27 protein-coding genes are annotated in these 24,911 nt (G+C 59.3%); 17 read left to right on the top strand and 10 right to left on the bottom strand.

Features of this window, described 5'->3' with window-relative positions:
• Positions 1–16 precede the first annotated feature (16 nt).
• The 4 genes from CPter91_RS23410 to CPter91_RS23395 all read left to right on the top strand — a co-directional run bounded on the left by CPter91_RS23410 (position 17) and on the right by CPter91_RS23395 (position 2,885).
• On the top strand, positions 17–1,006 hold the full coding sequence (locus tag CPter91_RS23410) for a LacI family DNA-binding transcriptional regulator (protein WP_061944919.1): 990 nt from the start codon (positions 17–19) through the stop codon (positions 1,004–1,006).
• Positions 1,007–1,040: 34 nt separating this feature from the next.
• Positions 1,041–1,955: a ribokinase gene (rbsK, locus tag CPter91_RS23405; protein ID WP_061944912.1), complete on the top strand. Its 915-nt coding sequence runs from the start codon at positions 1,041–1,043 to the stop codon at positions 1,953–1,955.
• Position 1,956: 1 nt separating this feature from the next.
• Positions 1,957–2,349 (top strand): D-ribose pyranase, encoded by a 393-nt coding sequence (rbsD, locus tag CPter91_RS23400; protein WP_061944909.1) that lies wholly within the window; start codon positions 1,957–1,959, stop codon positions 2,347–2,349.
• A 290-nt stretch (positions 2,350–2,639) separates the two neighbouring features.
• Positions 2,640–2,885, top strand: a complete 246-nt coding sequence (locus CPter91_RS23395) for a DUF3717 domain-containing protein (protein ID WP_061944905.1) — start codon at positions 2,640–2,642, stop codon at positions 2,883–2,885.
• Here the strand turns inward: CPter91_RS23395 and CPter91_RS23390 are convergent.
• Positions 2,874–4,394 (bottom strand): B12-binding domain-containing radical SAM protein, encoded by a 1,521-nt coding sequence (locus tag CPter91_RS23390; RefSeq protein ID WP_061944902.1) that lies wholly within the window; start codon positions 4,392–4,394, stop codon positions 2,874–2,876. The genes CPter91_RS23395 and CPter91_RS23390 overlap by 12 nt on opposite strands.
• A 218-nt stretch (positions 4,395–4,612) precedes the next feature.
• Between CPter91_RS23390 and CPter91_RS23385 the strand changes: the two genes are divergently transcribed.
• The 6 genes from CPter91_RS23385 (at position 4,613) to phaP (ending at position 8,592) form a co-directional block, all read left to right on the top strand.
• The gene (locus CPter91_RS23385; RefSeq protein ID WP_061944899.1) at positions 4,613–4,876 is read left to right on the top strand and encodes a type II toxin-antitoxin system HicA family toxin; all 264 of its coding nucleotides are present in this window, start codon (positions 4,613–4,615) and stop codon (positions 4,874–4,876) included.
• A 1-nt stretch (position 4,877) separates the two neighbouring features.
• The gene (locus CPter91_RS23380; RefSeq protein ID WP_061944896.1) at positions 4,878–5,291 is read left to right on the top strand and encodes a type II toxin-antitoxin system HicB family antitoxin; all 414 of its coding nucleotides are present in this window, start codon (positions 4,878–4,880) and stop codon (positions 5,289–5,291) included.
• A 141-nt stretch (positions 5,292–5,432) separates the two neighbouring features.
• Positions 5,433–5,645 (top strand): hypothetical protein, encoded by a 213-nt coding sequence (locus CPter91_RS23375; protein WP_061944893.1) that lies wholly within the window; start codon positions 5,433–5,435, stop codon positions 5,643–5,645.
• 300 nt (positions 5,646–5,945) lie between these two features.
• Complete coding sequence (locus CPter91_RS23370; protein WP_061944890.1) at positions 5,946–7,130, top strand: patatin-like phospholipase family protein; 1,185 nt, start codon at positions 5,946–5,948, stop codon at positions 7,128–7,130.
• A 4-nt stretch (positions 7,131–7,134) separates the two neighbouring features.
• Positions 7,135–7,929: a M15 family metallopeptidase gene (locus tag CPter91_RS23365; protein WP_061944887.1), complete on the top strand. Its 795-nt coding sequence runs from the start codon at positions 7,135–7,137 to the stop codon at positions 7,927–7,929.
• Positions 7,930–8,037: 108 nt separating this feature from the next.
• Positions 8,038–8,592 (top strand): TIGR01841 family phasin, encoded by a 555-nt coding sequence (phaP, locus tag CPter91_RS23360; protein WP_061944885.1) that lies wholly within the window; start codon positions 8,038–8,040, stop codon positions 8,590–8,592.
• A 49-nt stretch (positions 8,593–8,641) separates the two neighbouring features.
• On the opposite strand, the gene CPter91_RS23355 is transcribed toward phaP, so the two are convergent.
• Complete coding sequence (locus CPter91_RS23355) at positions 8,642–9,556, bottom strand: LysR family transcriptional regulator (protein WP_061944882.1); 915 nt, start codon at positions 9,554–9,556, stop codon at positions 8,642–8,644.
• A gap of 138 nt (positions 9,557–9,694) precedes the next feature.
• Between CPter91_RS23355 and CPter91_RS23350 the strand changes: the two genes are divergently transcribed.
• Entirely contained in the window at positions 9,695–10,099 is a 405-nt protein-coding gene (locus tag CPter91_RS23350; RefSeq protein WP_061944879.1) for a DoxX family protein, read from the top strand.
• Between the two features lie 20 nt (positions 10,100–10,119).
• The gene (ygiD, locus tag CPter91_RS23345; RefSeq protein ID WP_205631633.1) at positions 10,120–10,917 is read left to right on the top strand and encodes a 4,5-DOPA-extradiol-dioxygenase; all 798 of its coding nucleotides are present in this window, start codon (positions 10,120–10,122) and stop codon (positions 10,915–10,917) included.
• 22 nt (positions 10,918–10,939) lie between these two features.
• Here the strand turns inward: ygiD and CPter91_RS23340 are convergent, their stop codons facing one another.
• The 7 genes from CPter91_RS23340 to CPter91_RS23310 all read right to left on the bottom strand — a co-directional run bounded on the left by CPter91_RS23340 (position 10,940) and on the right by CPter91_RS23310 (position 19,045).
• A complete protein-coding gene (locus tag CPter91_RS23340; protein WP_061944876.1) occupies positions 10,940–12,157 on the bottom strand; it encodes a phospholipase D-like domain-containing protein in 1,218 nt (405 codons plus the stop codon).
• A 29-nt stretch (positions 12,158–12,186) separates the two neighbouring features.
• On the bottom strand, positions 12,187–13,899 hold the full coding sequence (locus CPter91_RS23335) for a bifunctional metallophosphatase/5'-nucleotidase (protein ID WP_061944874.1): 1,713 nt from the start codon (positions 13,897–13,899) through the stop codon (positions 12,187–12,189).
• 33 nt (positions 13,900–13,932) lie between these two features.
• The gene (locus CPter91_RS23330) at positions 13,933–14,586 is read right to left on the bottom strand and encodes a MotA/TolQ/ExbB proton channel family protein (RefSeq protein WP_061944871.1); all 654 of its coding nucleotides are present in this window, start codon (positions 14,584–14,586) and stop codon (positions 13,933–13,935) included.
• 83 nt (positions 14,587–14,669) lie between these two features.
• Positions 14,670–17,063 carry a TonB-dependent receptor gene (locus tag CPter91_RS23325; protein WP_061944868.1) on the bottom strand — a complete coding sequence of 798 codons (2,394 nt, stop codon included), beginning with the start codon at positions 17,061–17,063 and terminating at the stop codon, positions 14,670–14,672.
• Positions 17,064–17,146: 83 nt separating this feature from the next.
• The gene (locus CPter91_RS23320; protein ID WP_082793551.1) at positions 17,147–17,863 is read right to left on the bottom strand and encodes a TonB family protein; all 717 of its coding nucleotides are present in this window, start codon (positions 17,861–17,863) and stop codon (positions 17,147–17,149) included.
• Positions 17,864–17,880: 17 nt separating this feature from the next.
• Positions 17,881–18,288 (bottom strand): ExbD/TolR family protein, encoded by a 408-nt coding sequence (locus tag CPter91_RS23315; protein ID WP_061944864.1) that lies wholly within the window; start codon positions 18,286–18,288, stop codon positions 17,881–17,883.
• A gap of 187 nt (positions 18,289–18,475) precedes the next feature.
• The gene (locus CPter91_RS23310) at positions 18,476–19,045 is read right to left on the bottom strand and encodes a hypothetical protein (RefSeq protein WP_061944861.1); all 570 of its coding nucleotides are present in this window, start codon (positions 19,043–19,045) and stop codon (positions 18,476–18,478) included.
• 152 nt (positions 19,046–19,197) lie between these two features.
• Here CPter91_RS23310 and CPter91_RS23305 point away from each other — a divergent pair, with 152 nt between their 5' ends.
• The 5 genes from CPter91_RS23305 to CPter91_RS23285 all read left to right on the top strand — a co-directional run bounded on the left by CPter91_RS23305 (position 19,198) and on the right by CPter91_RS23285 (position 23,122).
• On the top strand, positions 19,198–19,560 hold the full coding sequence (locus CPter91_RS23305; RefSeq protein ID WP_061946562.1) for a hypothetical protein: 363 nt from the start codon (positions 19,198–19,200) through the stop codon (positions 19,558–19,560).
• Between the two features lie 152 nt (positions 19,561–19,712).
• A complete protein-coding gene (locus CPter91_RS23300) occupies positions 19,713–21,146 on the top strand; it encodes a metallophosphoesterase family protein (RefSeq protein ID WP_061944858.1) in 1,434 nt (477 codons plus the stop codon).
• A 41-nt stretch (positions 21,147–21,187) separates the two neighbouring features.
• The gene (locus CPter91_RS23295; protein WP_236905895.1) at positions 21,188–22,381 is read left to right on the top strand and encodes a cytochrome-c peroxidase; all 1,194 of its coding nucleotides are present in this window, start codon (positions 21,188–21,190) and stop codon (positions 22,379–22,381) included.
• A 221-nt stretch (positions 22,382–22,602) separates the two neighbouring features.
• Positions 22,603–22,851, top strand: coding sequence for a type II toxin-antitoxin system Phd/YefM family antitoxin (locus CPter91_RS23290; protein ID WP_061944852.1), 249 nt, complete (start codon positions 22,603–22,605; stop codon positions 22,849–22,851).
• A complete protein-coding gene (locus CPter91_RS23285) occupies positions 22,841–23,122 on the top strand; it encodes a type II toxin-antitoxin system RelE family toxin (RefSeq protein WP_061944849.1) in 282 nt (93 codons plus the stop codon). The genes CPter91_RS23290 and CPter91_RS23285 overlap by 11 nt, the downstream gene beginning before the upstream one ends.
• Positions 23,123–23,154: 32 nt before the next feature.
• On the opposite strand, the gene CPter91_RS23280 is transcribed toward CPter91_RS23285, so the two are convergent.
• On the bottom strand, positions 23,155–24,786 hold the full coding sequence (locus CPter91_RS23280) for an NAD(P)/FAD-dependent oxidoreductase (protein WP_061944847.1): 1,632 nt from the start codon (positions 24,784–24,786) through the stop codon (positions 23,155–23,157).
• Between the last annotated feature and the right edge of the window lie 125 nt (positions 24,787–24,911).

Here is a 24,911-nt window from a genome sequence, read left to right as displayed (position 1 = left end):
CATCGGGTAATTATTTATGGCAACCATCAAGGATGTAGCGCGCAAAGCGGGAGTGTCGTACACCACGGTGTCGCACGTCCTCAACCAGACGCGGCCGGTCAGCCACGACGCCAGTACGCGCGTGCTGGCGGCCGCGGAAGCGCTGGCCTACGTGCCGAGCGCGCTGGCGCGTTCGCTGCGCAGCAAGACCACAGGCAGTATCGGCCTGATCATTCCGAACAACACCAATCCGTATTTTTCGGAAGTGGCGCGCGGGATTGAGGATAGCTGCTACGCGGCCGGCTACAGCGTCATCCTCTGCAATTCGGACGACGATCCGGCCAAGCAGCGCGATTACCTCAACGTGCTGCTGACCAAGCGTTGCGACGGCCTGATCGTGGCGACCCTGGCGCAGACCGACGGTGAACTGTTGCGCAAGATGAAGGTGCCGACCGTGCTGCTGGACCGGGCGCCCAAGGACATGGGCATCGACCTGGTGGCGGTCGACAATGCTGCCGGCGGCGCCTTGGCGGCGCAGCATCTGCTGAGCCTGGGACGGCGCCGCATCGCCTGCATCGGTGGCCCGGCTGATATCGACATTTCGCGCGAGCGGATTGCCGGCTTGCGCCAGACCTTGTTCGTCGCCGGCGTCACGCTGCCGGACGATATGCTGGTGTACGCCGATTTCACCAGCGCCGGCGGTTACCTGGCGGCGCGCAGCCTGCTGGCGTCGCAGGCTCCGGATGCGATTTTCTGTTGTAATGACCTGATGGCGATCGGCGCCCTGCGCGCTGCGGCAGAGCTTGGCATTGCGGTGCCGCAGACGCTGGCGGTGGTGGGTTTCGACGATATCGACCTGGCGCAGTTTGTCCATCCGACCTTGACCAGCGTCGCCCAGAATACGCGCCGGCTCGGCCAGCTCACCGCGCAGTGCCTGCTGGAGCGGATCGCCACCCCGGACCGGCCTTTGCAGCGGCAGACTATCGCTCCGGAACTGCACGTGCGCGGTTCGACCGTGGCAGCCTGAACCATTTTTTGTAAACCTTATTTCGAAGACACACATGATCGTCATCATCGGCAGTATCAATATGGACCTGGTGTTGCGCGTACCGCGCATGCCGCATCCTGGCGAAACCTTGTCTGGCGGCCAGTTCCGCACTATCCCCGGCGGCAAGGGCGCGAACCAGGCGGTGGCTGCTGCGCGCCTGAGCGCCGATAGCGTCAAGGTAGCGATGATCGCCTGTCTTGGCGACGATGCCTTCGGCGCGGAGCTGCGTGCGGCCTTGCGCAGCGACGGCATCGACGATAGCCATGTCAGCACGGTCAGCGGCAGCGCATCCGGCGTGGCATCGATCCTGGTCGATGCCGGCGGCCAGAACAGCATCGTGCTGGCGGCTGGCGCCAATGACGCACTCAGCCCGGCGCATATCGACGCCGCCCGTGCCCTGATCGAACAAGCGCGCATCATCGTCTTGCAACTGGAAACGCCGCTGCCGACCATCCGCCATGCGATCAAGCTGGCGCATCAGCTGGGCAAGACCGTGGTGCTCAATCCGGCGCCGGCGCAGGTTTTGCCGGCCGACTTGCTGGCGCAGGTCGAGTACCTGATCCCGAATGAAATTGAGGCCGCCATGCTGGCCGGCCTGCCGGAAGTCAGTCTCGACAACGATGCCGCCATCGACGCTGCGGTCGCCAAACTGCGCGCCAACGGCAGCGCCAATGTGCTGGTGACGCTGGGTTCAAAAGGCGTCTACGCTGCCCTGTCGTCGGGTTCCGAGCATTTCGCCGCACAGCCGGTCAAGGCGATCGACACCACTGCCGCGGGCGACACCTTCATCGGCGGTTTTGTGGCGGCGCTGGCGGAAGGCCGCAGCGAAGCCGATGCCATCGCCTTCGGTCAGCGCGCGGCGGCCTTGAGCGTGGCGCGCATCGGCGCCCAGACTTCGATTCCTTACCGTCACGAACTGGAAGCCTGAGATGAAAAAGAGCCCGTTACTGAATATCGCCTTGTCGCAACTGATTGCCTCGCTCGGCCATGGCGACAGCATCGTCATTGGCGATGCCGGCCTGCCGGTGCCGCCCGGAGTGCCGCTGATTGATCTGGCGCTGACCCGCGGCGTACCCGGTTTCATGACGACCTTGCAAACGATATTGACGGAAATGCAGGTCGAGCATCATGTGCTGGCCGACGAACTGCCCTTGCACAGCCCGCAGCTGGCGCAGCAGATCGATGCTCTCGGCGTGGCCGACAAACGGACTTTGTCGCATGCCGATTTCAAGCGCATGACGCACAGCGCCAAGGCAGTGATCCGTACCGGCGAGTTCACGCCGTACGCTAATATCATCCTGGTAGCGGGCGTGGTTTTTTGACAATGTTTTTATGACGTGGCTGCCAAGATGCCGGCGGCAGGTACAATGAACCTAAAAGCCGCAGTTGACCGCTAGCCTCAATCTGGAAGAGCCATGAACATTGGAAATTCTGTCAATCTATACCTTCAGCGCCAGAGATACAGCGCTACACGCCTGACTGGGCATGCCTCGCAGCGCCTGGCTGCGTTGCTCGTCCTTGCAGGCTCTAGCCTGCGGCGTCCTCGCGCCTTGCCAGCCACTGCGAGGCATGCCCATTCAGACGTGTTCAGCTACGGCTTTTAGGTTCAGCCATGAACATCTCATTGCCCGAACTGGAACAAGCCATCAATTACTGGCGCCTGCAACGGCCTGCGATAGGCGAGGAATGCGCTTTGTCGCCCGAGGTCAATGCCCTCGCCGACGTCTATGCCTTGATGATCATTAATCACAGCAGCAGCGTGGCGCTGGCCTCGATGGGCAGCGTGGCGCAGCAGCTGATTGCTGCGTGGCGCCAGCACATGCTTGATCTCAGCGTCGCTGCCAGATCAGTGGGCTAGATGACGCGCCTGCCGTTTGGGCGCAACCAGGTTGTCTGCTTCTTTCTTCGCCACCAATTGCTGTACATCGGCCTGCTTGGCCGGCTTGCCCGCATAGTCTGTGCTGAGCACGGCGTTCACTTCCGTTTCCGTCATTCCCTGCAGACGTAGCCACTGCCCGACCAGTCCCGCCAGCCGGTCCAGCGCGATGCGGTGGGTGGCGTCGGTTTTCCCGTAGAGCCAATCGGAAAACGCCATGAAGCTGGCAAACGGCGTCTCGCCCAGCAAGATCGGCAAAGTATGGGCGAAGCGCCCCGAGTTGGCGACCAGGTCCCAGTAGCGCGAGAAACGCTGCAGGCGCTGCATGGTCGGGAAATCGATCTGATTGGTGGCGAGAATGGTGTAGGGCGGATGCGGATCGAAGATCAGGCCGAACGGTTCGGTATGGCGAATGATCGGCGTGCCGCGCAGGCGCTTCAGGATCCCGAACTGGATTTCATGCGGCTGCAATGCCACTAGCCGGTCGAAGCCGCGCGCGAAACTTTCCACACCCTCTCCCGGTAATCCGGCGATCAGGTCGACGTGCAGATGGGCTTGCGATTCTTGCATCAGCCAACGGATGTTTTCCGCGGCCTTCTCATTGTTTTGCTTGCGGCTGACCAGCGCCTGTACTTCCGGGTTGAAGCTCTGGATGCCGATTTCGAATTGCAGCGCGCCTGGCGGAAACTTCGCGATCGATTCCTTCAAGGCATCCGGTAGATGATCCGGCACCAGCTCGAAATGGGCAAACACCGGATCGTCGGAATAGGCGGCCAGCTTGTCGAGGAAGAACTGCAGGATCTTGAGGCTGGTCTTGACGTTCAGGTTGAAAGTGCGGTCGACGAACTTGAACAGGCGCGCACCGCGCGCATGCAGCGCTTCCATCTCTGCCAGGAAATCCTCCAGCGCGAACGGCCAGGCGGTCTTGTCTAACGCCGACAAACAGAATTCGCATTTGAACGGACAGCCGCGCGATGCTTCCACATACAGCGTGCGATGGGCGATGTCGTGGTCGCTATATAAGCTGTAGGGCAGGGCGATGTCGGCCATCGGCGGCTGCACGCCGACGTGGACTTTCATCAGCGGCTTCGGGCCGTGCAGGATCTGCCGGCACAATTGCGGCAGGGTGACGTCGCCCCAGCCAGTCACAAGATAGTCGGCCAGCTGCACGATCTGCTGTTCGGCCGATTCATAGGATACCTCCGGGCCGCCCAGCACGATCACCATATCCGGCGCTACCCGTTTCAGCATCGCCACCACCTTGGTGGTTTCTTCGATATTCCAGATATACACGCCGAAGCCGACGATAGTCGTGCCGCTGGAAGCCCGGTGCGCCAGCAGTTTCTCGACGATGTCGGTGGTCTTGGCGCCGATCACGAACTCATGCAACTGGGTAGCGTCGCGCAAATCGCCCATGTTGGCCTGCAGGTAGCGCAGGCCGAGAGAGGCATGGGAATAGCGGGCATTGAGGGTGGACAGCAGGATGGTCATGTGTGGCTAGCGGAAAAGATGGACGGCAGAAACCTGCGGAATGCGCCATTTTACGCCTGCACGACTGCCGGCCCTGGAAGCTTTTAGGGAATTTGCCAAATTGACAGATCTCCCCGTGATTGCAAATATGGCAATAAGTTGCCGTGCAAGGCATTTCTCAAAATTCTTTTTGCAACTAATATTCAGTTGCATTATTTGAAGTCAGATAGGATAATCCAATGACTAGAGCCGAAAAACTACGTAACCGGGCCGAATCGATTCCTGCAGATTTCACGTGGCAAGAGCTGCTCACCCTGCTTAACGCCTATGGATTTATCGAGTTTTCAGACAAGGGCGGGTCATACCGCAGTTTTAAAACCGCGGCAGGTCTGAAGATATTTGTGCATAAGCCGCACCCTGGAAATATCGTGAAGAAATACTTGCTGAGAAAGGTAATTGGCCATCTGAAACAGCATGGCTTGATGAGCGCTAACGAGGAATGACATGAGCGATAAAATACTGAGTCACAAAAACTATTCGGGATCGATCGAGGTCAGCCTGGAAGATGGCTGCCTGCATGGAGAAATCCTGTTCATTAACGACCTGGTCAGTTATGAGTCCGAGACCGTCGGCGGCCTGCAGGCCGTCTTTGAAGAAGCAGTGGATTCTTATCTGGACAAATGCCGGCGCGAGGGACTGGAGCCGGACAAGGCTTGCAGCGGCACCTTCAACGTGCGCTTGTCGCCCGAGCTGCATCGGCATGCCAGCGTGGCGGCAGCGAGGCAAGGGCAGTCTTTGAACGATTTCGTCAAGGACTGCATCAGTAAAGGCGTTTCGGATAAGGGGAATGGCCCCAGTTCAGGGCGGCAACCGAGCCATCTGCGCCCGGTAGTCGTCAAGCCGCATCGTGGCAAATAAGATTAAGAAGGGGGCGCGCCTCCCTTCCACACTTGCACAAGGTGAGGGTTAACGGCAGCACAGGAATCAGGCCGCGACAAACATTGTCAGAGCCTTGCAGCAAATCCGCCGGCAGGGCACAGGCAGTAGGGTTTCGATGTATTGTTGCGCTCTGATGATATCGTGCGTGATGGCATTTCTCTGTGCAAGGAGCGAATCGCGCACAAGTCGTTCCCTGCGAAGGAATCCCTGTACGCGTTGCAACTGGCGGCCGGCCAGGAGGTATTGGCGCTGCTGCCGTCCCGTCACAATCGTGCAGTGGACGCATGGACCGGCATCCGCCTGGATATCAGCCACGTGTTGACGTTTTTATAAACCGACTATTTTTTAGGTAATGCATCATGGCGAAGTACATTGTGGTTGGCTTGGAGTTCGGGGTGGTTCTGCTGGTCGGGCTGGCGATCTATATGATCAGGAAGAAGTAGTAGTCTGAGCATTCCGAATAGAAAAAAAAGCTGGCGCATCATTCGCCAGCTTTTTTACGTCTGGCGTCCGCCAGCCTAGCCAGCCTAGCCAGCCTATTATGATCGTTTCGTGACATATCGGGGCATGCCGTTGCCGTTTGCCGCGATGCGGTAATATGTTTACTCTTTCATACGTAAAGATCGGCATCCGATGAGTAATAAGACCACTTCCAAGTCACCAATACGCACCACCAGCAAAGCTGATTCGACCACGCCGCGGGTAGCGCTGGTATTGCAGGGAGGCGGTGCGCTGGGCGCTTATCAGGCCGGTGTTTATCACGCGATGCATGAGAATGGCCTGACGCCGGATTGGGTAGTGGGTACCTCGATTGGCGCCATCAATGCCGCGATCATTGCCGGCAACGACCGCGATCTGCGGCTCTCGCGCCTGAAGGAGTTCTGGGAACAGGTCGGCCACGGCGACTTGACGGATTTGAGCAAAGTGCCGGATGCCATGCGCCAGTTCAACACCTGGTGGACCACTACCGATGTCACCACCCGTGGCGTGCCGGGATTTTTCTCGCCGCGCTCGCTGAATCCTTTCTCGGTGGGCATGCCGGTGCAGCCGGAACAAGCCAGTTTCTACGACACCACGCCACTGGCCGAGACGCTGGCGCGGCTGGTGGATTTCGACTACCTGAACAGCCCCGGCGGCATGCGCCTGACTGTCAGCGCCATGCGCGTGGCTTGCGGCAGCCTGGTCAATTTCGATTCGCAGGAACGGAAGATCGGCGTCGAGCACATCATGGCCAGCGGCGCCTTGCCGCCCGGTTTCGCACCGGTGCGCATCGACGGCGACCTGTACTGGGACGGCGGCCTGTATTCGAATACGCCGTTGGAAGTGGTGCTGGACGATGAGTCCAAGACTGACGTCGACGGCAACACCCTGTGCGTGATGGTGGATTTGTGGAGCGCCGACGGTCCCGAGCCGACCACGCTGGACCAGATCACCAATCGCCAGAAAGACGTGACCTTTGCCTCGCGCTCGGAACGCCATATCGAAAATTACCTGCGCATGTATCAATTGCGGCGTGCCGCCCAGGCGCTGTACGACAAGCTGCCGCCGGCCTTGCGCAAGAAGTCCGACCTCAAGGAATTCGAAGGCTTGTCGGACAACAGCACGATCCATATCGTTCGTTTGCGCTACAGCGGCCACGATTGGAACATGCCGTCCAAGGACATCAATTTTTCACGTGGTTCGATCGAGTGGCGCTGGGAGCAAGGTTACGCCGATGCCATGCACGCCGCCGAGCGGATCAAAGCCAATGGCGATACTTTCGGCAGTTCCGATGCCGGCCTGGTGGTGCATGAACTGGTCATGCCGCCGTTGAGCTGAGACTATGAGATTGTCGATGCTGTGCCGGTTGCCGCTCCTGGCATTGCCGCTGCTGATGGGGCTGGTGCCGCCAGCCCATGCGCAGCTTGCCGGCACGGGCCTGGATAGCCGGCAGTGCGAGCTGGTCAAGCAACGCGTCCTGCAGCCCGGCGCGCCGGTTGATTGCGCGCAATTGCAGGTGGTGCGCTTTGCCTATGTTGACTTTGACAAGGTACGGCATGATGACGGTGAAATCATGGTCATGGCGGCCGTCGTGCCGCAGGTAAAGGCGCTGTTCGACGAACTGCTTAAGCGCGGTTTCCCGCTTGCACAGGCGCGCCTGATGGAGCATTATCAAGGCAACGACGACGCATCGATGGCGGACAACAATACCTCCGCCTTCAACGACAGGCCGATCACCGGCGGCAAGGCGATTTCCTTGCATGCCTACGGTTTGGCGATCGATATCAATCCTTTGCAAAATCCGTATGTGCGGCGCGATGCGCAAGGCCGGCCGATCTATAGTCCGCCGGACGGACAGGTTTACGGCCAGCGCATGGCCAGCCGCGCCGGCAGCAGCGAACAAGTGGTGGAACTATTCGCCCAGCATGGCTTTCTGATCTGGGGTGGGGACTGGAAAAAGCCGATCGATTACCAGCATTTCCAGGTCAGCCGCAGTATGGCTGAACGGCTCGCAAAACTGCCGCTGCCACAGGCGCGCCAGTTGTTTGGACATTCTGTCGTGGCCTACCGCGCCTGCCGCAGCGGCCATGGCGGCAAGCCGAACGACAGGAAAACCTGCGCCGCTGCCGCGGGGTGAAAGCTGCGCTGTTAGATTTGGCAGGAGGCAGCCGCGTATTCTGCTTGTATAATATGCAACGTTGCCATATTCATAGCAATCGATGATTTGTTCACACAGGAGAAGGCCATGTTTTCGTTTCACGAACAGTTTGCCGCAGCAACCAAAGCCCATTTTGAAGCCCAGTTGGCATTGCTCAATACACTGACCGCAAAGACCTTCGAAGGCGTTGAAAAAGTGATCGAACTTAATTTGAGCGCGGCCAAGGCTTCGCTGGAAGAATCGGGCGGCGCCGCCAAGCAGCTGATGAGCGCCAAGGATCCGCAGGAATTCCTGACCATCTCGGCGGCACAGGCCAAGCCTAGCGCCGAAAAGGCAGCGGCTTACGGCCGTCACCTGGCCGGCATCGCTTCCGGTACCCAGGCGGAATTCACCCGTGCCGCCGAAGCGCAGGTCGCGGAAACCAGCCGCAAGATCAACGCCCTGATCGAAGAAGTCAGCAAGAATGCGCCGGCGGGTTCGGAAAATGCCATCGCCATTCTGAAATCGGTGATCAGCAACGCCAATGCCGGTTACGAGCAGCTGACCAAGAATGCCAAGCAGGCAGTGGAAACGCTGGAAGCCAACCTGAATACGGCGACTACGCAATTGACCAAGGCTGCCGCGCCGCGCGCGAAGAAATAAGCTGAGGGTACCGGCTTAGCAAACCAAAGGCCGCGGATGCGGCCTTTTTTCATATGGGGAGATCGCGGTCCCAGGCGGGCACATCGCCGAACTGCTGTGCCAGGAAATCGACAAAAGTACGCACCTTGGCTGACAGGTGCTGGCGGCTCGGATAGACCGCGTGGATCGCCAGCTCGTCGCCTTGATAGCCGGTCAGCAGCGGCTGCAGGCGGCCGTCGCGGATGGCGTCGCCGATGATGAAGGTCGGCTGGCGGATGATGCCCATGCCGGACAAAGCCGCCGCCAGCAGCAGGTCGCCGTTATTGCAATGCAGGCCGCCATGTATACGCACGGTGTGGCTTTTGCCGTCGCGTTGAAAGCGCCATTCGTTATCCGGCTGGCTGTAGGCGTAAGTCAGGCATTTGTGCCGCGCCAGGTCATCAGGATGCAGCGGTACGCCGTGTTGTGCCAGATAGGCTGGTGCGGCGCAGGTGAGCACGCGCGCCGCTACCAGCCGCCGCATGACCAGGCTGGAGTTCTGCAGCTTGCCGATGCGGATCGCCAGGTCGAAACCTTCCTCTACCAGATCCACCACCCGGTCCGACAAGGTCACATCCAGTTCGACATTGGGATAGCGTTCCGCATATAACGGCAGTACGCGTCCCAGGTGGTGCACCGAAAATGACAAAGGCGCATTGATGCGCAAGACGCCGCTGGGATTGGCCGCATGCATGCCGGCTACGAGCGTCGCCTGCTCCAGGTCAGCGAGTACTTGCTTGCAGCGTTCGAGATAGGCGCTGCCGGTGTCGGTCAGGCTGATGCGACGGGTGCTGCGGTTCAGCAGGCGCGCGCCAAGGTAGGCTTCCAAGTCGGCGACATGCCGCGTCACCGACGGATTGGATAGCTTGAGCATACGGGCGGCGCCGGACAGGCTGCCGGTTTCGGTGACTTTGACAAACACTTTCATGGCTTCGAACAGGTTCATCGCTGGATCCTATTATTCCGAAATACGGAAATCTTATTTTAATGAAAGCGTATTTTTCTTTGTATTGCAAGAATATATAGTGAAACACGATCCGGCAGCCACCCTCGGCTGTTAACTATTATTCTTTGAAAGTTCGCCATGAACACCAGCAATCCCGGCATGTATGCCGCCACCCTGCTCAGACTCACCCTCGGCATCGCCTTGCTGGCGCATGCCTATCTCAAGGTGTTCGTTTTCACCTTGCCCGGCGCCGCCGGTTTTTTCGCCAGCCAGGGTTTTCCGGCCTGGTCGGTGTACCCTGTAGTCGCGGTGGAAGTACTGACCGGTCTGGCGATGGTGCTTGGCTTGCAGGCGCGCATCGCGGCGATCATTTCCTTGCCGGTGCTGCTGGGCGCGTTATCGGTGCATGCGCCTAACGGCTGGGTGTTCACCAGCCCGAACGGCGGCTGGGAATATCCTGCATTCATGGTGGTGACGGCATTGTCGGTTGCGTTGCTGGGCAACGGCGCGTTTGCCATCGGTAACGCCAAGGCCGACAAATAACTTTACTGGATGAGGTCATCATGAGCAGCAACACCACTCGCATGCCGGCGATTTTCTTCGGCCATGGCAGCCCGATGAATGCGCTGGAAGATAACCGCTACACCGCCGCCTGGGCCAGCCTCGGCGCGCGCGTGACGCAATTGCAGCCGAAGGCGATCCTGTCGGTGTCGGCGCACTGGTACACGCGCGGCATCGGCGTGACCGCCATGGCCGCGCCCAAAACCATCCACGATTTCGGCGGTTTCCCGCAGGAGCTGTTCGATGTGCGCTATCCGGCGCCGGGCGATCCGCAACTGGCGGCGCAAGTGCGTGATCTGCTGGCGCCGCTGACGGTTGCCATGGACCAGTCCTGGGGGTTGGATCACGGCACCTGGTCGGTGCTGGTCAAGGCTTTTCCCAAGGCCGACGTGCCGGTGATACAGCTGAGCATCGACGCCACCCAGCCGGCGCAGTTCCATTTCGACCTGGGTCGCAAGCTAGCGGTGCTGCGCGAACAAGGCGTGCTGATCATCGGCAGTGGCGACGTGGTGCACAACCTGCGCCTGATGAATCGGCATCAGGATGCGCCGGCGCATGCCTGGGCCGAGCGCTTCAACGATCACATACGCAACAGTTTGTTAAGCGGCGATATGCAAGCCCTGGTCGATTACGCCGACCAGGGCCAGGACGCCCAATTGTCAGTGCCTACGCCTGAGCACTATCTGCCGCTGCTGTATATCGCCGGCGCCAGGCAGGATGACGAAGCGATCTCGATTGCGGTCGACGGCATCGATATCGGCGCCATCAGCATGCTGACCGCGGTGGTCGGCGCCGCCTGAGGCCGAGGCTGTGCCGACAGGATTATTCCTTGCCCTTCACCGGCTTGGGGTAATCCTTCAGCACGTCGATGGGCTGGGCGTAGGCCGAATCCCAGGTTTGCCGGTGCAGCTCGGCGATCCGCTGCGCCATCTTCTCATTGCGCAGCACGATTTCCAGGTTGCGCGATAAATCCAGATAACCGCCGCTCCAGTTGCTGGTGCCTATCCATGCCACCTGGCCATCGATCTCCATGGTCTTGCTATGGATTACCCGGGCGAACGGGATGAAGCCGCTGCCGGCCTGCGGCAGCGTAACGATGCGGATCTCCATGCCGGGCAGCAGCGCCAGGCTTTGCAGATAGGCGATCGCCGGCTTCTCGGTATTCCAGTTCGACACCATCAGCTTGACCTTGACGCCGCGCGCCAGCGCCGCACGGATCGCATTGTCGATCACAGCGTAATACGGCCGCGTGCGATTCGGGCCGTAGCTCAGCGGCGCATAGTCCAGCAGCTGTATCCGTACTTCCGACTTGGCCGCCGCCAGCAGCTTCGGCAATTCGGTTTCAGAGTCGCCCACACCGGGCGGATTGAAAGCGTTCGGGCTGGCCACCAGGAATGTCGCCTGCTGGTCGTTGGCGGCAACCACGGCTTGATTCAGTTTCGGCACTTCCTTGCCTTGCGCGATCAACGCCTGCGCCTGCCAGTCATGCTCGAAAATCTTTTGCAGCTGGACCACCACCACCGGATCGGTAATCCGCAGCCCGGTTTCATGGATGTGGGCAAAGGAGCGCCAGTCGAAGTTCTGGCTGCCGACATAGGCGGCGCTGCCGTCGATCACCAAGTACTTAGCGTGGATGATGCCGTTGCCGGTCAGCTTGGAATAATCCAGGTAGCGGAATTCCAGGTTAGGAATTTTCTTCAACCGTTCGATGGTCGCCATGTCGGAGGCGAACTTACCCTTTTCTTCCATCAGGAAGCGGATCTTGACGCCACGCTCGCCGGCTGCGGCGAGCCGTGCGATCACTTGCTCGAAGGCGGCGCCGGGCTGGCTGGCGACATAGAACTGGCCGAGCACGATCTCGTGCTTGGCGCCGTCGAACATTTCGCTCCAGACTTGCAGCGGCTCACGCAAATCGGGCGTCGCCAATGTGGTTTCCACTGGCGCGGTATGCACCAGCTCGTAGCCAGGGATGCTGAATTCAGCCTGGGCCATGCCGATGTGGCCGAGCAGGATGGCGAGCGGGACGATCAATTTGCGCATGTGCTGCTTTCGAGAGAGGGTCACAAAGATTAATGCAAACGCAGGATGCGGCCGGCGGTCTGGACGCTGCCGGCGGGATGTCCATCGCGTTCGCTGGCGATCAGATATTGGCTAAGCGCGTCGAGATCGTTGATGCCGGTGTCGATCCGTTCGCTGCCCTGGGTCAGCAGGCTGAAGCCGTCGCCGCCCTGGGCGATAAAGCTGTTGACGCTGACCCGGTATTGCTTTTGCGGCTCCAGCGCGACGCCATCCAGCTTGACGCTGCCGCGCACGACGCGTTGCCCCAACGGCTGCCTGGCATCCCAGCGATAGCTGAAGCCGTGCGATACCTGCAGCATGATGCGGCCGCCGGGACGGTCTTCTTCCAGCCAGCTTTGCTGCTCCAGCAAGGCAAGGATCTGGCTGCCGCTCAGGTTCATCAGCACCAGCGTATTGCCATATGGCGTGGTGGCGGCCACCTGCGCATAGTTGCTGCCGCCGGCATCGCTCTCCAGGTTTTCACGCAGGCTCTTGTGATTAATCAGTGCAATCCGGGCGCCGAGCTTGCGGGTTGCCGCCAGCTGGGAATCGGCGATGAGGTCGCCCAGCGGCGATTCGCCGGCATCGTTGATCTGCTTGTCGACATGCGGCACGGCGATGCGCGCTATCGGCTGCGCCAGAATGACATTGCTGCGCTCCTGCAGTTGTTGCAAGAAGCTGGCCAGCGCCGGATCGGCCGTGAAGCGCTGTGGATCCATCAGGACGTTGCGCGCGTTGATGGCGGTGATCTTGCCAGCCAGGTCGGCAACCCCGGGATCGACGGTCAGCGTGATGCGGGTCAGCATGTGGCCGAAGGAATCGCCCTGGGTCACAGTGCGGCCGTCCACCTGGCAGGTATAGCCGTTATGCGTGTGGGCGCTGATCACCAGCCTGATGGCAGGATCCAGCCTTTTGACGATGTCGACGATAGGGCCGCGCAGCTGCTGGCAATTGGTCTTGTCGAACGGTTCCGAGGTTTCTCCGCCTTGATGGATCAGCACCACGATGGCGCTGACGCCCTGTGCCTTGAGCTCCGGCACCCAGCGGTTGATGGCGTCTGCCTCATCGGTGAAGTGGACGCTGGCGATGCCGTCGGCCGACACCATTTTTTCCGTCTCCCGCACGACGCCGCCAATGAAACCGATCTTGAGGCCGCGCACCTGTTCGATACGATAGGGCGGCAACAGCGGCTGGCCGCTGGCATTGCCGATGACGTTGGCCGTCAGATAAGAAAATCTGGCGCCGCTGAATTGCGGCGCAAAATGACAAGCCTTGTCGGGCCGGTTGGAATGGCAGCCGCCTTGCTGATCGCGCAACAGTTCTGCCGTGCCCTGGTCGAATTCATGGTTGCCGACCGAGCTGACGCGCAGCTGCAATTGATTGAGCGCGGCGATGGTCGGTTCGTCCGCCCAGATCGACGATAGTGCCGGACTGGCGCCGATCAGGTCGCCTGCGCCGACCAGCAGCAGCTGCGGATCTTCGGCGCGCCAGGCATTGAGGGCGCCGCCGATGGTGTCTATACCGCCGGCCTTGATTTTGCGCGGGCTGGCGTCGCCGACACCGGTAAAGCTTTTGCTGGTCGCTTCCAGATGACCGTGCAAGTCATTGATGGCGACCAGGTTGATCGTGACTGGCCTGACTGGCTGCATGCCGCTGCAGGCGGCCAGGGAGAAAACTGTGGCGCATAGCGCCAGGGCGGTCCGGCCGAAAGATGTTGCACGCATGTGTTTCAACCAGTCCTTTACGCTCGATATTGATCAGGCGATATGCAATTTTCCTGCATCTGCCCCGTTTGTCGCTGCTCTGGCGCTCTTACCGGCATCACGGCCGACGCAAGCGCGCAGCATCAAGACCTTCAGGTGATCGTTGATGCGTTCGATGCGTTCCTGGAACATGTTGAAGAAGAACATGCCGACCACCGCAATGCCGATACCCAGCGCCGTCGCGTACAAGGCGGTGCCGATGCCTTGCGAGACCTGGCCCGGATCGGACACGCCGGAAACTGCCAGCGCCTTGAAAGTATCGATAATACCCAAAATCGTACCGAGCAGCCCGAGCAATGGCGCCGCCGTCACGATCGTGTCGAGGATCCACAAGCGATGCTGCACTGCGCCGCGGTTGGCGATGTATACCGATTCGCTGAAATCTTCGAGATCCTTCTCGGTGGTCAGCTGATGCTTTTCGGCCAGGATATCCGACACCAGCGTCAGCGGCAGGCTGCCGCGCGCAGTCAGCTCGGCCGGCAGTTCCTGCACATGCTGCACCGCATGCGTCATGGCCTTTTCCAGGCCGATAGCCTGGCGCAAGGTGTAGTTGAAAAACAGTCCGCGTTCGACAATCACGAAGATCGCCAGTGCGGCACAGGCGTACATCAGATAGAAAGCGAGCTCGTGGAATAATTGCATGTTCATGATGACCTCTTTGTCACTTATATTGCAGCGGCGGACCAGAGTCCGCCGCCAGGGTTTGCTACAGCTGCATTAAAGACTTGCGATCAGAAATCCGCGACCAGCGTGACGCTGAAGGTGCGCGGAGGACTGACATAGAACAACGGCGCCGATGCGGCGATATTGCCGACTGCTACAGCATTGGTCGTGAACTGGCTGCCGCTGCCGGAGCTGAGGCTCAGGAACTGCTTGTCGAAGATGTTGTTGACGTTGAAGCGGACCGTCGGCTTCTTCAGCCAGGTCGACGAAGGGAAGGTATAGCCGGCGCCGGCGTTGAAAACGGTGTAGCCGCCGATGCTGTCGTCATTGACCAGCGTGGTGTAGCGCTTGCCGGTGTACTTGCCCTGGCCGAACACATACCAGTTGTCTTGCTGGTACTGCAGGCTCAGGCCGCTCAGCCAGTTCGGCGTATCAGGGAATTCCTTGCCGCCGGTCGGCAGCGCGGTGGTAGCCGAAAACGGCATGTCGCTGTCCATCTTGCTCTTGATGTAGGAGAGCGAGCCGTACAAGCTCAGGTTCTTGGTGAGCGAGTAGCCGGATTCCAGTTCAAAGCCCTTGGAGGTGGAATCGCCGACGTTGTAGTCAGTGGTGTTGCCAGAGACGGGATTGTAGGAACTCGCGATGCGGTTCTTGAAATCGACATAGAACACGGAGCCGGAAAATGTCCATTTGTCAGCCGCATAACGGTAGCCGAGATCGTAGTTCCACGAGGTTTCCTTGTCTACTACCGGATTGCGCACAGTGCCGCCGGTGTAGACACCGTTGACGATGGTGCCGCCTGAAATCAGGTTGAAATAGGAGAAATTGCCTGGCGCCTTGAAGTTCTTCGCGGCATTGAAAAACACCGAATCCGTGGTGGTCAGCTGGTAGCGTGCGCCGAAGCTCGGAAGCAGATCGGAATACGATTTCTGCAAAGTATAGAAACCAGGAGAACTCTGGCTCGGATTGTTGGTGAAGTCGCGGTCGATGCTCGAATAGCGGGCGCCGAGCTGCAGGTTCAGCTTGTCTTGCATCAGGCTGATATTGTCCTGCAAGAAAGCCGATTTGCCGGTGCTGATGGTCATGGTGTCGCGGTACTGCACATTAGAACCATTCTGGTTCTTCAACCACAGATCGGGATTGTTGAGCCAGATATCGGCGGCGTTGCCATTGTTGTCGATTGGTGTGAAAGGACCGGTTTGCTGATGCCGCGCACGCTCGTACCAATAGCCGACCATCAGCTTGTGATTGTCGATCTGCTGGTTGTACTTGATCGTTACGCCCGGACGATAAGTGCGGGTGCGGCTGCCTTCGTAGGCAAATACCGTGTCCTTGGTGTCGCCGTCGCCGTTGACATCACGTACGCCGCCGCCCAGCAGGTTGCCGGCATTGCCTTCGGTGACAGTCTGCAGCTGGTTGGCGCCGGTGCCGAAGCCGTACCACATGTAAGGGCTGACATCGACGCTGGAAGTCGGCGCCAGCTGGAAGTGGGCGTTCATGGTGGCGAGCCAGTTCTTGAACGGATTCAGGTTATAGCCGTAGTACAGGTTCTTGTTGCCGGTGTTGATGCCCGCATTCGGTCCGTAGGTCGAATCGTTCTGCGCGCCTGGACCGCCTGGCTGGTGTATCGGCGGGACAGTGCCGAAATCCAGGTTCGGACCGTACTGGGCGATCTGCGCCTTGGTCAGCGAACGATAGTTGTTGTTGATTGCCGAGTTGTACATGAAACCAGTGTCGATATAGCTGCCGCCGCCAAGATCGAAGTTGCTGTTGAAATCGGTATGTTCCTTGTCGGCACGGCCTTCGCCCTTGAATTTGTCAGCCTGGGTTTTCGAGTAAGAGACAAAGAATTTGAAGCGGTCGTTGAACAGCTTGCCGGAGTCGAGGCGGACATAGCCTTTTTGCAAGTGGTTGGAACCGAAAGTGTATTCGGTGCGGAAACGCTGCTGGTCTTCCGGGGTACACATGGTCATGCCGATGTTGCCGCCGGAGGCGCCGACATGCGGCGCTTCAGTGTCGGTCGAGCCTTGCGTGACGAAAATATTGCACAGGTTTTCAGCGTCGGTATATTCCTGCGGATAGACGGCGAAGCTGCCGGAATCGTTGACTGGCGCGCCGTTGATCGTGAACCCCAATTGGTCGCTGTTGAAGCCACGCACCCGGACATTGCCGCCGAACAGGCCGGTGCCGTCCTGGTCGTAGGAATTCACGCCAGGCAGCAGGTTAATCATCTGGTACGGATTGCCGGTGCTGCTTTGCTTTTCGATATAGCCGCGGTCGACCGAGCTGCGCGCCTTGGCCGACTCTTCCTGCTGGATCAGGCCGGTGCTCGTGCCGCCGCCGGCATCGCCCTGCACCGTGACCTTGCCGACGTCGGAGGTGTCGGCAGCGTGGACCAGTGGACTGGCAGCGATGAATAGCCCGGAAATCAGCAGTGACAGCCGGGTGACTTTGAATTGCATGGTTCTACTCCCTGTAGTTTTTTGGTGTGTGCCTGGACAAAGCGTTCAGGCGAAGTCTTCAACTTGGTTTGCAAACTGCTGCTTCATCCCGCTCCCGGGATGAACTCCAACTCGGCGCTGAATCTGTGAGTTGCTTCGCCGGCCCAGCTGGACTCGGGAAACCCGGTAAACGTGGCGCGGTTGATGGTCTTGCGGGCGGCTTCGTCGAGCAGCATGGAGTTCGACGATTCGTCGATGCCTTGGTCGACGAGGGTGCCGTCGCGGTTGAGCACGAACCACACCTTGACCTTGCCCTGCGGCCGCTGCTGGCTGGCTTCACGGCCGGTCGGATAGCGCTTGATGCTGTTCAGGTGGGCGCGCAGCTTGCTGATATAGCTGGCCTCGATGCTGGCGTTGTTCGGCTTTGCCGCAGGCGCCGGCGGCGGCGTTTCCTGCGGCGCTGCTACCGGTGCAGCGATAGCCTTGGGTGGCGTCGGCGCGGCAACTTCAGCGCTAGGTGCGCTGCTGACCGGTGTTGCTGTGACTGTCTGCGGCGGAGCTGGCGGTGGCGGCGTTTTTGCCACTGGTTGCACCGGCTTGGTTACCGGTTGCGGCTTCACTTCCTGCAGCGGCACAGGCGCCGGCGGCGTTGGCGCGGTTACGGGCGGCTCCGGCTCGGTCGATGCGATCTGCACCAGGGAATCGTCGACATGCGGCTGGATCTTCACTGCCTTCTGGATGCCGGCAAAGATCAGGATCGCCAGGATCAATGCGGATGGCAAGGTTGCCAGCGCATCGCGGAAGCGAAAAAAGAACGGCATGTTCATCGTCGCCTGCATCACGGCTTGCGGGTTGCGATGGAAATGGATTCGAAGCCGTTCTGCTTCAGGTTATCCATGACTTCCACCAGCCGCTGCACTTCGACGCCGCGATCGCTGTTGACGATCACGTTGAGTTTTTCACCGTTCTTTTTCGCCAGGTTCAGGCGGCTAGACAACTCGCTGATCTTGGTGTCGACGCCGTCAACCTGCAGGGCATCGTTGAGGCCGATGGTGATCACCGCCTTGTTCTGCGGCTTCAAATCCTGCGAGCTGCTGGCGCTAGGGAGATGCGTCTTCAGGCCCAAGGCAGGAATCACATTGAGACTGATCAATACGAAAAACACCAGGAGAAACATCATGACGTCGATCATGGGAATGATTTCGACGCGGGCTTTCCGTTTTTTTGGTTCGTCCCAACTACGCATTGCACTACCTCGATGTAAGAGTTGCGGTGATAGCGGAATCGGCGCAAAGCTCCGCCCATGGCGTAGCCCGGCGCTGGCTAACCGCTATAATTTCTATAACTGTGCGGCAGAATAGCGAGGAATTATTTCGGCAGTATTACAATCGGTAACTATGTGGCGGTCGCGCCACGCAGCATCGGAAGCGCGCTCAGCGGCGCGGCACGGGGAAAAAAGACAGCAGCATCTTGATCGCATACACCACGATCAGCGAGCCTGTGAGGTCGCCGATCGACATGACGATCAGGCCCGACCAGAAGTGATAGGAAACGCCGCGCATGACAAACCACATCAACTGCAGCAGCGGATTGGTCAGGCCGTACAGCAGGATGCAGGCCAGCAGGCGCGTGGTGGTCAGGTTGCTGAGTGAAGGCTGCAGACGCATTTCCTGCAAGGTGAAGCGATAGGCGAGGTAGGGCGCCAGCGCCGAGATCGCGCTATAGCCGATGGTGGTGATCGGATCGCCCGGGAAGATGGCATAGATGCTGGAGGTGAGCAGCGAGGCGATCAGGATGCCGAATACGCCGGCTTCGGCAAATAGCAAAGTGCAGATAAGCCTTATCCCTGCCGGCAGATAGATCCAGGCAATCCCTTGTGTAAACTCGATGTGCTTGAACAGCCAGTCATTGGTCATGTACACCAGCATGTAGGCCACCACCGTAATGGTGATGGTCAGCAGGTGCAGACGGAATTTCTCGGCAAGGGGCGGAGTTGAAGACATAGCGCGCGTATATTACCGAACTATCCGGATATATGTGGCAAGATGCTTGCGGAGGCTGCAAATTGGCAGGTATCATCGTTACAAGAAATCAACTGCCTCAAAAACGTTAGCAGCGTTAGCTTTTCATCTTTCCTGCAGTTTATAAAATGGCCATGGACAAAAACAACCGACCTGCAGACATCTACGTGCGTTTTCTACAGCTCGCGAATGCATTGCGCGGCTTGCCGTCGCTGCCGTCGCTGGATCCGCTCGAAGACCGTATCCTCGCCTTCGTTGCCCGTGCCGGGCAGGCGCGCGAGCGGCTTTCGGTGCGCGACATGATGGCGCAGAGCGAACTCGGTTCGCCAGCCATGCTGCATGCGCGCCTGAAGTCGATGCGGGAAAAAGGCTGGATCGTCCTGTCGGACACCGATGACACACGCCGCAAGCAGGTCGAGCTGAGCCAGGCCGCATGGTTGCATTTCGATAAACTCTCCAAATGCCTGGTGCAAGCGACGCGCGACGTCAGCAAATAAATCGGCAGGCTGCCTTGGCGGCCTGTTCCGAACAATGAAAATACGCCATCTTCGGCGTATTTTTTTTTGCCCGCCGCATGTAACAAGCGCGTCACATTTTCTTTTTATAATTTACCAACTCTATCCCAGACACCCTGATCCTTGCGAGCATCATGAACGCCATTGAACAACAGCAGCAGCCATTTGCAAAAGCGTTCGGATTCGCGTCGAGCCTGTCCCTATGTCTGCTGGTTGCAGCCTGCGGCGGCAGCGACAGTAACGTCGATGCCAGCGTCAAGGCGGCCTGGGTGACAGTCGGTAGCAACAACCAGGCGATCGTCAGGGTGATCACCAGCGAAGCCAGCTGTCCGGATGTGCGCGACGGCTCCAGCTATATGGCGATGACGGTACGCGCTGCCGCCGCCACCGTTGCGCAGCGTCCAACCGCGAGCGCCGCGGCGGATTCCAAACCTTCCGTTTTCCCGGTCACCGCCTGCGAATACCTGGTTCCTGCCGACAGTAGCGGCATCTCGGTCGGCTCCCGCAGTTTGCCATTGCCGAAGCAAGCGCCGCAGCGCATCGTGGTGCTGGCGGATACCGGCTGCCGTTTGAAAAAGGCCGACAATGCCTGGCAGGCTTGCGATGACAACGACTCCTGGCCGTTTCCAGAAATTGCCAAGACCGCTGCCGCCATGAAGCCGGATCTGGTGCTGCATATCGGTGATTACCACTATCGGGAAAATGCCTGTCCGGCGGATATCGCCGGCTGCAAGGACAGCCCATGGGGCTACGGCTGGGATGCCTGGCAGGCGGATCTGTTCAAGCCGGCGGCGCCCTTGCTGGCGGCGGCGCCGTGGGTCATGGTGCGCGGCAACCACGAGGAGTGCGCGCGCGCCGGCCAGGGCTGGTTCCGTTTCCTCGATACGCAAGCACTTGATCCTAAGCGTTCATGCAACGATCCTGCCAACGACGCGGCTGGTAATTTATCCGATCCGTATGCCGTTGCGGTTGGCGCCGACACCCAGGTCATCGTGTTCGATTCGGCCAAGGCGGGCAGGGCCGCGCTGGCCACCAGCGATCCACAATTCATCGCTTATCAGGCGCAGTTCCAGACGGTCAACCGGCTGGCGGCGAAAGCCGGCGTCAACAGCATTTTCACCAACCATCATCCGATTCTCGGTTTCGCACCAATTGCCGGCGCGCCGCCGGCGCCGGGTAACCAGGCCTTGCAATCGGTCATGCAAAGCGTTAATCCCACCGCGTTTTATCCGTCCGGCGTGAAGACGGCAATCCATGGCCACGTGCATGATTTCCAGGCAATCAATTTTTCCTCTGCGCATCCCGCCACTTTCGTCTCCGGCAACGGCGGCGATAACCTCGATGTGAATTTTGCCGATCCTTTCCCGGCCAACACTAATCCTGCGCCCGGCGCCATCGTCGACAAGATTTCCCATACCAGCAGCTTTGGTTTCATGGTGATGGATCGCCAGAGCAATGGTGCGTGGGCATACAAGGCCTATACGCGCAAAGGCGTGCTGCTCACTACCTGCCTGCAAAGCGGCAACAACATCAGCTGCGACAAGACCGGCTTTCTGGCGCCAAGCTGATGCGCTTGCTGGCGCTGAAGCGTATTTTGGGGCCATTGGTTTTGCTCGCTGTTTTGTCGTCAGCGGTGGCCGCCACGCCGCTTTATCAAGAAATGCCGGCGCCGGCCGCGAAGCCGGATGATGCCCCGGCACTGGTCGCGCTTGGCCGCAAATTGTTTTTCGATGCGCGCCTGTCGGAACCGCGTGGTACCAGCTGCGCCAGCTGCCATGCGCCGGCGCAGGCGTTTTCCGGCAATCATGGCTCGCGCATCGGCGTTGCGCTTGGCAGCCGTCCGGCCAGCCTGGGTACGCGCAATACTCCTTCAGTACTGTATCTGCGTTATACGCCGCCGCGCTTTTTCTATCAGGACGATGATGCGCTGGCGCCGATTCCATTCGGCGGTTTTTTCTGGGACGGGCGGGCGGATACTCTGACGGAGCAGGCACAAGGTCCTTTGTTCAATCCGCTGGAAATGAATAACCGCAACCCGCGGCAGCTTGCGCGCAAACTGGCGCAGGCTTATGCATCCGACATGCGCACCCAGTTCGGCGCCGCGATATTCGAACGGCCGGAGCAGGCCAGCCAGGCGGCAGGGCGAGCGCTGCAAGCGTTTTTGCGCAGCGATGAAATGACGCCGTTCAGTTCCAAGTACGACGACTACATCCGCGGCACTGGCAAGCTGGACGAGATCGAGCTGCGTGGACTTCGTCTGTTCAAGGACCCTGACAAGGGTAATTGCGCGTCTTGCCACAAGTTCAACGACAAGTCCGCCAATCCGGCGCGCTCGATGTTTACTGATTTCGGCTACGACGCCGCGGCCGTGCCGCGCAACCGCCGCATCGCCGAAAATCGCAATCCTAAATTCTACGATGTCGGCCTGTGCAAAACCGCTGCCGATCTGAAGTGGCCGGACAGCAGTCAGTGGTGCGCTTATTTCAAGACTCCAAGCTTGCGTAATGTCGCTGTGCGCGAAAGCTATATGCACAACGGCGTGTTTACTTCGTTGCGTGATGCCGTCGCGTTTTACGCAACGCGCGCCACCAGTCCGGGCGACTGGTACAAGACCGGCGTCAAGTTCGATGACGTGCCTGCCGCCTATCGGGAAAACGTCAATATCAACTCCGTCCCGTATAACCGGCGAAAGGGCAGTACGCCGGCGTTGAGCGACAGCGATGTCGACGATCTGGTCGCTTTCTTGAAAACATTGACCGACGCTCAGTTTGTCAAATTGCCTACACAATCTGTTCGTAAATAGAATGATCCGCAATAGATCGGAGTGGTCATTTTCACATGACCGTCGGACGCTTTTTCAGGTAAAACTTATGCATATCCCTAGGAACAGAGGATGAAAATTAAGCAATACTAGAAGCTTTCGTTGTCCAAATACTCGCCATTGCCCGTCAGTTGGCTTTTTATTGGAGTGCCATGAAAGATGCTATTATTAGTGCTGTTAATAATACTTTAAAGAGTATTTCTATGGCGCACCTAATTCTTGCCGAAACAACCGCCAGCGTTTCCGAGCTAAAGAAAGACCCTATGGGAACTGTCGCTGCCGGCGAAGGATTTCCCGTGGCTATCTTGAACCGGAACCAGCCTGCCTTCTATTGCGTTCCGGCGAAGGCCTATGAAGCGCTGATGAACAAACTGGAAGACATGGAGCTGAATGCCATTGCGGATGCGCGCAGCAGCCAGGCGGTCATCAAGGTCAAGCTGGATGAACTTTGAGCTCGCGTTTCTTGAAGAAGCGTTGAAGGAATGGCGCAAGCTTGATCAGGGCATACGCGAGCAATTCAAGAAAAAACTGGAAGAACGATTGTTGAGTCCGCATGTGCCATCGGCACAGCTTTCCGGCTCTCGCAGCCGCTATAAAATCAAGCTGCGGCAGGCCGGTTATCGCCTGGTGTATGAAGTGCGCGACAAGCAACTGATCGTATTGGTGGTGGCCGTGGGCAAGCGAGAGCGCAATGCCGCATACAAGGCTGCCGAAAGACGTTAAGGGATTTGTGTTCCTTAACGTCTTCCCAGTGTTTAGTTTTTGCTCAGAATGCTCAAGGCAACCGCTTCCGCCACCCGAATGCCGTCAATCGCCGCCGACATGATGCCGCCGGCATAACCCGCGCCTTCGCCGGCCGGAAACAAGCCGGTGGTATTCAAGCTTTGCAGGCTATCGTCATGGCGCTTGATGCGGATCGGCGACGAGGTGCGGGTTTCGACGCCGGTCAGCACCGCATCATGCATGGCAAAGCCGCGTATCTGCTTGTCGAAAGCCGGCAAGGCTTCGCGGATGGCGGCAATCGCATAGTCAGGCAGCGAAGTACTGAGATCGCCCAGCAGCACGCCCGGTTTGTAGGACGGAATCACTGAGCCGAGCGTAGTCGAAGCGCGGCCGGCGATGAAGTCGCCTACCAGCTGGCCCGGCGCATCGTAAGTGCCGCCGCCCAGTTCAAACGCCCGCGATTCCCACTGCTGCTGGAAAGCGATCCCGGCCAGCGGATGGCCGGGATAGTCGGCCGGCGTGATGCCGACCACGATGCCGCTATTGGCGTTGCGCTCGTTGCGTGAGTACTGGCTCATGCCGTTGGTGACCACGCGGCCTGGCTCAGAGGTGGCAGCCACCACGGTGCCGCCCGGACACATGCAGAAACTGTAGACCGCGCGGCCACGGGCTTGACCTGATTCGCAATGATGCACCAGCTTGTAGTCGGCGGCGCCGAGAATCGGATGGCCGGCGCTGGGGCCGAAACGGCAGCGGTCGATCAGCGATTGCGGATGCTCGATGCGGAAGCCGAGCGAGAACGGCTTGGCTTCGATGTAGACGCCGCGCTCGTACAGCATCTGGAAAGTATCGCGCGCGCTGTGGCCGATGGCCAGCACCACATGGTCGGTGACGATGGTTTCGCCGCTAGCCAGCACCACGGCCTGCACCTGGCCCTGGCCGTTTTCCGACGTGATGGCGATGTCTTCCACCTTTTGCTGGAAACGGAATTCGCCGCCCAGCGCCTCGATGGTGGCGCGCATCTGCTCGACCATCTTGACCAGGCGGAAAGTGCCGATGTGCGGCTTGCTGACGTACATGATTTCTTCCGGTGCGTCGGCCTTGACGAATTCGGTCAATACCTTGCGGCCGTAATGCTTCGGGTCCTTGATCTGGGTCCACAGCTTGCCGTCGGAAAAAGTGCCGGCACCGCCTTCGCCGAACTGTACATTCGATTCCGGCTGCAGTTCGCGTTTGCGCCACAGGCCCCAGGTATCCTTGGTGCGTTCGCGCACTGCCTTGCCGCGCTCCAGGATGATCGGATTGAAACCCATCTGCGCCAGGATCAAGCCGGCAAACAGGCCGCAGGGGCCGGTGCCGATCACCACTGGCCGCGATTTCAGCTGGCCGGGGGCTTGCGCCACGAAGCGATAATTGGTGTCCGGCGTCGTCATGATGTTGCGATCGCCGGTGCGCCGTTTTAGGACCGCACTTTCATCCCTGAGCTCGACATCTACAGTGTAAGTCAGGATGACCGCGGATTTCTTGCGGGCATCGTAACTGCGCCGGAAAATTGTGTAACCGAGCATTTCCTCCGCGGCGATTCCCAGCCGCTCCATGATCGCAGCATGCAGGGCGTCGTCGGGATGGTCCAGGGGTAGTTGTACTTCGTTCAATCGCAACATGGGTAATCCGGGAAGTCAGGTGGGGACAGGTCGCAAACTTGGCCTGGCAAGGCCAAGGCGCTATCCCGTACAAATTTTATAAAACGACAATGCCGTCTGGCAGGCCGCCATTTTACCTTAAGGGG

Source organism: Collimonas pratensis (assembly GCF_001584185.1).
Classification (GTDB): Bacteria; Pseudomonadota; Gammaproteobacteria; order Burkholderiales; family Burkholderiaceae_D; genus Collimonas; species Collimonas pratensis.
The sequence above is the reverse complement of the archived record's forward strand: the minus strand, read 5'-3'. Positions and strand labels throughout refer to the sequence as shown.

Bases quoted from the DNA above. Each gene is read 5' to 3' on its own strand.
- CPter91_RS23410 (WP_061944919.1), top strand. From the start codon at position 17: ATGGCAACCATCAAGGATGTAGCGCGCAAAGCGGGAGTGTCGTACACC.
- rbsK (WP_061944912.1), top strand. From the start codon at position 1,041: ATGATCGTCATCATCGGCAGTATCAATATGGACCTGGTGTTGCGCGTA.
- rbsD (WP_061944909.1), top strand. From the start codon at position 1,957: ATGAAAAAGAGCCCGTTACTGAATATCGCCTTGTCGCAACTGATTGCC.
- CPter91_RS23395 (WP_061944905.1), top strand. From the start codon at position 2,640: ATGAACATCTCATTGCCCGAACTGGAACAAGCCATCAATTACTGGCGC.
- CPter91_RS23390 (WP_061944902.1), bottom strand. From the start codon at position 4,394: ATGACCATCCTGCTGTCCACCCTCAATGCCCGCTATTCCCATGCCTCT.
- CPter91_RS23385 (WP_061944899.1), top strand. From the start codon at position 4,613: ATGACTAGAGCCGAAAAACTACGTAACCGGGCCGAATCGATTCCTGCA.
- CPter91_RS23380 (WP_061944896.1), top strand. From the start codon at position 4,878: ATGAGCGATAAAATACTGAGTCACAAAAACTATTCGGGATCGATCGAG.
- CPter91_RS23370 (WP_061944890.1), top strand. From the start codon at position 5,946: ATGAGTAATAAGACCACTTCCAAGTCACCAATACGCACCACCAGCAAA.
- CPter91_RS23365 (WP_061944887.1), top strand. From the start codon at position 7,135: ATGAGATTGTCGATGCTGTGCCGGTTGCCGCTCCTGGCATTGCCGCTG.
- phaP (WP_061944885.1), top strand. From the start codon at position 8,038: ATGTTTTCGTTTCACGAACAGTTTGCCGCAGCAACCAAAGCCCATTTT.
- CPter91_RS23355 (WP_061944882.1), bottom strand. From the start codon at position 9,556: ATGAACCTGTTCGAAGCCATGAAAGTGTTTGTCAAAGTCACCGAAACC.
- CPter91_RS23350 (WP_061944879.1), top strand. From the start codon at position 9,695: ATGAACACCAGCAATCCCGGCATGTATGCCGCCACCCTGCTCAGACTC.
- ygiD (WP_205631633.1), top strand. From the start codon at position 10,120: ATGAGCAGCAACACCACTCGCATGCCGGCGATTTTCTTCGGCCATGGC.
- CPter91_RS23340 (WP_061944876.1), bottom strand. From the start codon at position 12,157: ATGCGCAAATTGATCGTCCCGCTCGCCATCCTGCTCGGCCACATCGGC.
- CPter91_RS23335 (WP_061944874.1), bottom strand. From the start codon at position 13,899: ATGCGTGCAACATCTTTCGGCCGGACCGCCCTGGCGCTATGCGCCACA.
- CPter91_RS23330 (WP_061944871.1), bottom strand. From the start codon at position 14,586: ATGAACATGCAATTATTCCACGAGCTCGCTTTCTATCTGATGTACGCC.
- CPter91_RS23325 (WP_061944868.1), bottom strand. From the start codon at position 17,063: ATGCAATTCAAAGTCACCCGGCTGTCACTGCTGATTTCCGGGCTATTC.
- CPter91_RS23320 (WP_082793551.1), bottom strand. From the start codon at position 17,863: ATGCCGTTCTTTTTTCGCTTCCGCGATGCGCTGGCAACCTTGCCATCC.
- CPter91_RS23315 (WP_061944864.1), bottom strand. From the start codon at position 18,288: ATGCGTAGTTGGGACGAACCAAAAAAACGGAAAGCCCGCGTCGAAATC.
- CPter91_RS23310 (WP_061944861.1), bottom strand. From the start codon at position 19,045: ATGTCTTCAACTCCGCCCCTTGCCGAGAAATTCCGTCTGCACCTGCTG.
- CPter91_RS23305 (WP_061946562.1), top strand. From the start codon at position 19,198: ATGGACAAAAACAACCGACCTGCAGACATCTACGTGCGTTTTCTACAG.
- CPter91_RS23300 (WP_061944858.1), top strand. From the start codon at position 19,713: ATGAACGCCATTGAACAACAGCAGCAGCCATTTGCAAAAGCGTTCGGA.
- CPter91_RS23290 (WP_061944852.1), top strand. From the start codon at position 22,603: ATGGCGCACCTAATTCTTGCCGAAACAACCGCCAGCGTTTCCGAGCTA.
- CPter91_RS23285 (WP_061944849.1), top strand. From the start codon at position 22,841: ATGAACTTTGAGCTCGCGTTTCTTGAAGAAGCGTTGAAGGAATGGCGC.
- CPter91_RS23280 (WP_061944847.1), bottom strand. From the start codon at position 24,786: ATGTTGCGATTGAACGAAGTACAACTACCCCTGGACCATCCCGACGAC.